The sequence below is a fragment of the Escherichia sp. WS1118 genome, assembly GCF_046487695.1.
GTDB classification, from domain to species: domain Bacteria; phylum Pseudomonadota; class Gammaproteobacteria; order Enterobacterales; family Enterobacteriaceae; genus Escherichia; species Escherichia coli.
Genome location: NZ_JBJQIZ010000028.1, coordinates 1 through 5,490, shown reverse-complemented (window position 1 = coordinate 5,490; position 5,490 = coordinate 1). Strand labels below are relative to the sequence as shown.

4 protein-coding genes and 3 pseudogenes are annotated in these 5,490 nt (G+C 50.3%); 5 read left to right on the top strand and 2 right to left on the bottom strand.

The window, feature by feature from the left end; genetic code table 11:
- Positions 1-85 (bottom strand): annotated as a pseudogene (locus ACJHYO_RS23770) (relaxase); the annotation flags it as partial.
- A 117-nt stretch (positions 86-202) separates the two neighbouring features.
- Here ACJHYO_RS23770 and ACJHYO_RS23765 point away from each other — a divergent pair.
- The 4 genes and pseudogenes from ACJHYO_RS23765 to ACJHYO_RS23750 form a co-directional block, all read left to right on the top strand.
- The gene (locus ACJHYO_RS23765; protein ID WP_012477564.1) at positions 203-793 is read left to right on the top strand and encodes a plasmid pRiA4b ORF-3 family protein; all 591 of its coding nucleotides are present in this window, start codon (positions 203-205) and stop codon (positions 791-793) included.
- Between the two features lie 136 nt (positions 794-929).
- Positions 930-1,502 carry a recombinase family protein gene (locus ACJHYO_RS23760; protein WP_001493762.1) on the top strand — a complete coding sequence of 191 codons (573 nt, stop codon included), beginning with the start codon at positions 930-932 and terminating at the stop codon, positions 1,500-1,502.
- A 36-nt stretch (positions 1,503-1,538) separates the two neighbouring features.
- Complete coding sequence (locus ACJHYO_RS23755; RefSeq protein ID WP_001493761.1) at positions 1,539-2,930, top strand: ISKra4-like element ISKpn19 family transposase; 1,392 nt, start codon at positions 1,539-1,541, stop codon at positions 2,928-2,930.
- 32 nt (positions 2,931-2,962) lie between these two features.
- Positions 2,963-3,391 (top strand): annotated as a pseudogene (locus tag ACJHYO_RS23750) (recombinase family protein); the annotation flags it as partial.
- A gap of 318 nt (positions 3,392-3,709) precedes the next feature.
- Here ACJHYO_RS23750 and ACJHYO_RS23745 read toward each other — a convergent pair.
- Complete coding sequence (locus ACJHYO_RS23745) at positions 3,710-4,366, bottom strand: quinolone resistance pentapeptide repeat protein QnrS1 (RefSeq protein WP_001516695.1); 657 nt, start codon at positions 4,364-4,366, stop codon at positions 3,710-3,712.
- A gap of 394 nt (positions 4,367-4,760) precedes the next feature.
- Here ACJHYO_RS23745 and ACJHYO_RS23740 point away from each other — a divergent pair.
- Positions 4,761-5,377 (top strand): annotated as a pseudogene (locus tag ACJHYO_RS23740) (transposase); the annotation flags it as partial.
- Positions 5,378-5,490: the final 113 nt, after the last annotated feature.

The following is a 5,490-nucleotide window of genomic DNA, read 5'->3' as shown; positions in this document are numbered from 1 at the left end:
TCCGCTCGTGGGCCGTGGCGCGGGTCCGCGCGCCGGCCTCGTGCGCCTGGCGCTCGCGGGCGAGGTCCAGGGCGGCCGTCTTCACGTTCTGCCTTGCGCAGATGAGATAGGAGAGCATGAAAAACCTCGGGGCAGCCATCGAATGATGCCATCTACAGGGGTTAAAATAACCACCATCATTTCATAACAATACCTGCTGACTATGAAGATCTACGTCATCAAAATAGCAGTTCATGGAGTCAGTCCGATGGTCTGGCGTCGGCTGAGAATTGCTGCCGACACGTCACTGGCCGCGCTTCACTTCATTTTCCAGATAGTGCAGGGCTGGGGGGACGACCATCTCCATCAATTTCACATTTATGGCAAAGATTACGGTATCTCCTACGAAGGAGGCATCGGTTTTGTCGATAATCCGTTCCGGGTCGTGATTGATGATTTTGCTTTTGATGCTGGCGATCGCTTTACCTATGAATACAATTTCTTTGAGCACTGGCTTCATGACATTCGTGTTGAGGCCATTTATGAAAACTCTACGCTGAAAGCGCCGTTTTGTATAAGCGGCCATGGTATGCCCGGAGCCACAGCTGCGGATGAGTTCGATAAAACCCTGGCGTTTCTTGAAGCTATCGTTAATGCGGATGATGAAACAACGGTCGGCGAGATCCGCCCTTTTGCTGACGACCTGGATGCTGTCAGGTTCAACCGCCACAAAATCAACCGGCAACTGAGCAGGCTCGACCTTGCATCTCCGGTACTGGAGCCTGAAGTTATCTGGCTGGGCCGTCGTCGCTGACTGATGTCTATAAAGGTATACGTTTTCAGCATGCCTCTCAGATCCCCGAAAAAATGTCTATAAACCTCCCTAAATCAGTGTTTATGGATTATTCTTTAAATCTCTATGATGTTTAAAGACCTTCCGGAGGTTTTGCGTGCAATATGCCTACATCAGGGTAAGCTCGGCCGATCAGAATACGGCCCGTCAGGAAGAGGCATTGTCAAAGGCGGGTTTTCAGCCTGATAAAATTTGTGTTGAGCATGCCAGCGCGAAGGACACAAACCGCCCGGGGTTACAGGAACTCCTGGGGCAATTACGCCCTGGTGATACGCTTCTGGTTCATTCCATCGATCGCCTTTGCCGGAATATGTCGGATATGTGCGCTGTCACCACCCGGCTTCGTGACCAGGGCGTTACCCTTATTTTTCTGAAAGAGCAGCTGACGTTCAGCGCCGGCACAAACAATCCGATGCAGGAACTGCAGCTGCACATGATGTCGGCATTCAGCCAGTTTGAACGAGCCTTACTGAAGGAAAGGCAGGCCGACGGCATCGCCGCGAAAAAAGCACGGGGTGAAAAAACAGGGCGCCCCGGCGCCGATATCAAAAAGATCCAGGAAATTGACGCACTCAGAAGCAGAGGGGTCAGGCTCAGGATCGCCTGCGACCATGCGGGCCTTGGCGTTTCCACATATTATAAGCTTCGTCACCAGATGAACAACCAGTAGCCGGGAGATAGTCATCCACCACAGCAGGAGGCAATGATGCAACTGACGCTCCAGATAGTCATCACCGATGAATCAGGCTCCAGTCGAACGGAGGAACTGATGACAATCCAGAAATCAGGGGAGACCCGGAACGACATCGGATTATCGGTGTCAGAATCCAAGCTGTTGCTGAATACGGTCCAGCAGTCGGTGGTCCAGCTGCAGGCAGACGAATATACTCAACACCATATCCGGTGCCCTCACTGCCTTGCTGCGCGCAGAATCAAAGGCAAACAGAAAATACGGTACCGGACGCTGTTTGGCGTTATTCCGGTATCCGGGCTTCGGGTGTACCGGTGCCGTTGTGAAGAGAGTGATACAAAGACAGTCAGTTTGCTCAGCGACTGGGCCGGCGATTATTCTCACCCGGCACTGAAATATATTGAAACCCGCTGGGCCTCGATGATCTCCTATGAAATGACGACTCGTCTGCTGAAAGATATTCTGCCGGTGGGCCACAGCCTGAATGCCTCAACGGTGAGGAATCATTTATGCCAGGTGGCGCAGCGTCTTGACGCTGAGGCTGAAGCTCATTCAGGTTTTCTTTCCGGCTGCCCCCGCGACTGGGGGAACCTGCCCAGGCCAGGAAAACCGCTTGTGGTGGGTATAGATGGTGGTTATGTTCGCGATCGGGATGACAAAAAGCGTAATTTTGAAATTATTGCCGGGAAGTCTTTTTCCGTTGGTGCGCCTGCTGACACCCGCCGCTTCGGTTTTGTTCAGAAGGATGACTGTCATCCGGAACGCAGGCTCATGACCCACCTTTCAGCGCAGGGAATGCAGGCCAACCAGCAGATATTTTTTCTGTCCGACGGCGCGGATAATCTCAGGGACCTCCAGTTCGGTATGTACCCTGAGTCAACGCATGTGCTGGACTGGTTTCATATCACCATGAGGCTGAAGGTGCTCATGCAATATGCCCGGGGACTGCTGGTATCAGATCCAGAGGCGGGGAGTAAAGTTCTGGCACTGCTGGAAAGCATTAAACGATATCTCTGGCATGGCAATGTTGTCGCTGCGCTGGAACATATTGATAATTGCGTTATGTATTGCGATGACCCTGAACTCAGCTATCCTAGCCTGAAATCCCTGCAAAAACATCTGGATGAAATGTATACCTACATCCGGAATAATAAGATGATGATCCCAAACTACGGCGAAATGCGTCGGTACGGAGAGCCGGTATCAACCGCGTTTGTGGAATCCACGATCAATGAAGTGATCGCCAGACGAATGGCCAAAAAGCAGCAGATGCAGTGGAGCAGAAAAGGGGCTCATTATTTGTTACAGACCCGGACCGCCGTTTTGAATAACGAACTGCAGGATAAATTTGTCTGCTGGTATCCGGGTTTTCAAAGTGACGGGAAGGGACCAGCGATGGCAGCATAGCTCACGCTGCCCCAATATTTTTTATGCTCTCGGTCGTATGGAAGCTGGACCGCCTCGGTCGTGATCTTCGTCATCTCATTAATACAGTGCACGACCTGACCGCGAGGGGGACCGGTCTGAAAGTGCTGACCGGTCACGGGGCGACTATCGACACAACAACGGCCGCTGGCAAGCTTGTCTTCGGTATCTTTGCCGCACTGGCGGAGTTTGAGCGCGAACTGATTGCTGAAAGAACGACTGCAGGTCTGGCATCAGCAAGAGCCCGTGGGCGGAACGGCGGCCGACCTTATAAAATGACGCCAGTCAAACTGCGACTGGCAATGGCATCAATGGGACAATCAGAAACAAAGGTCAGTACGCTATGCCAGGAACTTGGGATAACCCGGCAAACTTTGTACAGGCATATTTCCCCTGTTGGTCAACTGCGGGCGGACGGGATCAAGCTGCTCAACCGTGGATAATTTGAACGGACGGAAAAATCTGGGGTTCCGGCGTAGTACCCCTATCACCTCCACATTTTTGCAACAGTGCCTTATAAATGGCAGCCTTATGTTTACTTGCCAAGATGGGCTACCATATGATGTTTTATACTGAGCAATATTAATATTATCTTTAATGGAAAAATTAAGCCCACTAAGTGACCCACTGCTATATGGCTCTATTGTGAAGACGCCTGAGGGTAAAAATTTATACATGGTTGTCCCTATGTCTATTATTGCAAGGTTGACAATATTATTCGTTTTATAAATTTGAGCGTTTAAAATCACACATCAAAGCAATTAGTCAGGATAAACAACAATACCCAGTGCTTCGAGAATCAGTTCTTGCTGCCAGGCTGCAATTTTGATACCTGATGTATCGACTTTGCGGGGATCTAAACCGTCGAGTTCGGCGTGGCATAAATTGGCACCCTGTAGGCTAAATTGCCCCCAGACATCTTCGGAAAAAACACCTCGACTTAAGTCTGACTCTTTCAGTGATGCACCCGCTAGGTTCGTTCCTATCCAGCGATTTTCAAACAACTCACATTTTTCTAAACAAACCCTCTCCATATTGGCATAGGAAAGATTACATCCAGAAATAAATGCTGAGCAAAAGTACATACGATTACTCACTTGATGGGCAAAGTTTGTTCGGGAAAAGTTGGCACCTTTTAAATCACACGCACGGAACTCTATACCGTAGCAATTGGCATTACTGAAGTTTGCCATCGCAAGTTGGCATTGTTGGAAACTTGCATCACGAAGATCTGCGACATCAAAGTGGCAGCCTTCGATATCACCCTGTTCAATGAACTTGCAGTTGACGAATGTCGTATCACGCAAGTTAGCACGTCGAAAGTCGCTGCGAATGAATGTGCAAGCGGTGAAGGTGAGATCACTTAAGTCTTTATGTGAAAAGTTGTGGTGCCGATATGTATGATTGTAGGTTTCCATGAGTACTCCTTGTTGAAAGGAGGGCTAGACTACCATTATACATATGCCAAGACATTAAAATAAAAGCCTGTTACATCAACACATTACAACCCCTCAATTTACCTGTTTTAAGTGGTCAAATTGGCGCGTAGAGCGCCTATCGCTCTTGCATTGGCACGCGGCCCTGTTGAAAAAAGTTATTCGCTTTAGATAGGGTTAGGAGAGCCGTGCTTCGCCGGTAAAAAATCGGACTATCCGACGCAGGGCGGACTCATCGGCGGAGAAGCAAACTTTGACTATATCTCCCTACACTTGGAAGAGGGCTAGACTGGCCCCATAGATCACCAGACACTTCGACTCTCTTAAAATAAGAGGTAGTCTTGGAACTATGTTTAATACCAGTCAGAACGATAAGATGGTTGAAGTGTTATCAGGACCTGAGCGGCGTCGGCGTCGTACACCGCAGGAAAAAATTGCCATTATTCAGCAGACTATGGAGCCCGGTATGACCGTGTCTCATGTCGCGCGCCTGCATGGCATCAATGCAAACCAGATATTCAAATGGCGCAAGCAATATTAAGACGGTTCACTGACGGCTGTTGCATCGGGCGAGGAAGTGGTGCCGGCCTCCGAACTCGCTGCCGCCAATAAGCAAATTCGCGAACTCCAGCGCCTTCTGGGCAAAAAGACGATGGAAGCCGAGATACTCAAAGAGGCCGTGGAGTTCGGCCGGGCAAAAAAATGGATTGCGCATGCGCCCTCGTTGCCTGGGAACGACGAATAAGCGACGTTTGCAGAAGTCTTAGCGTGTCGCGTGCGCAGTTGAGCATTCGGGTTCACCGGCCATCTGACTGACAGGATCGCAGACGGCAGCCCCGTTCTGACGATACCACCGTATTGTCCCGGATAAACATGGCGGTGGCTGACCTGCCGACGTATGGTTATCGCCGTGTGTGGGCGCTGCTGCGACGGGAGTCGGAGCGGGACGGCCTGCCTGTGGTTAATGCAAAGCGGGTGTATCGCATTATGAGAACGGGCACTGTTGCAAATAGTCGGTGGTGATAAACTTATCATCCCCTTTTGCTGATGGAGCTGCACATGAACCCATTCAAAGGCCGGCATTTTCAGCGTGACATCATTCTGTG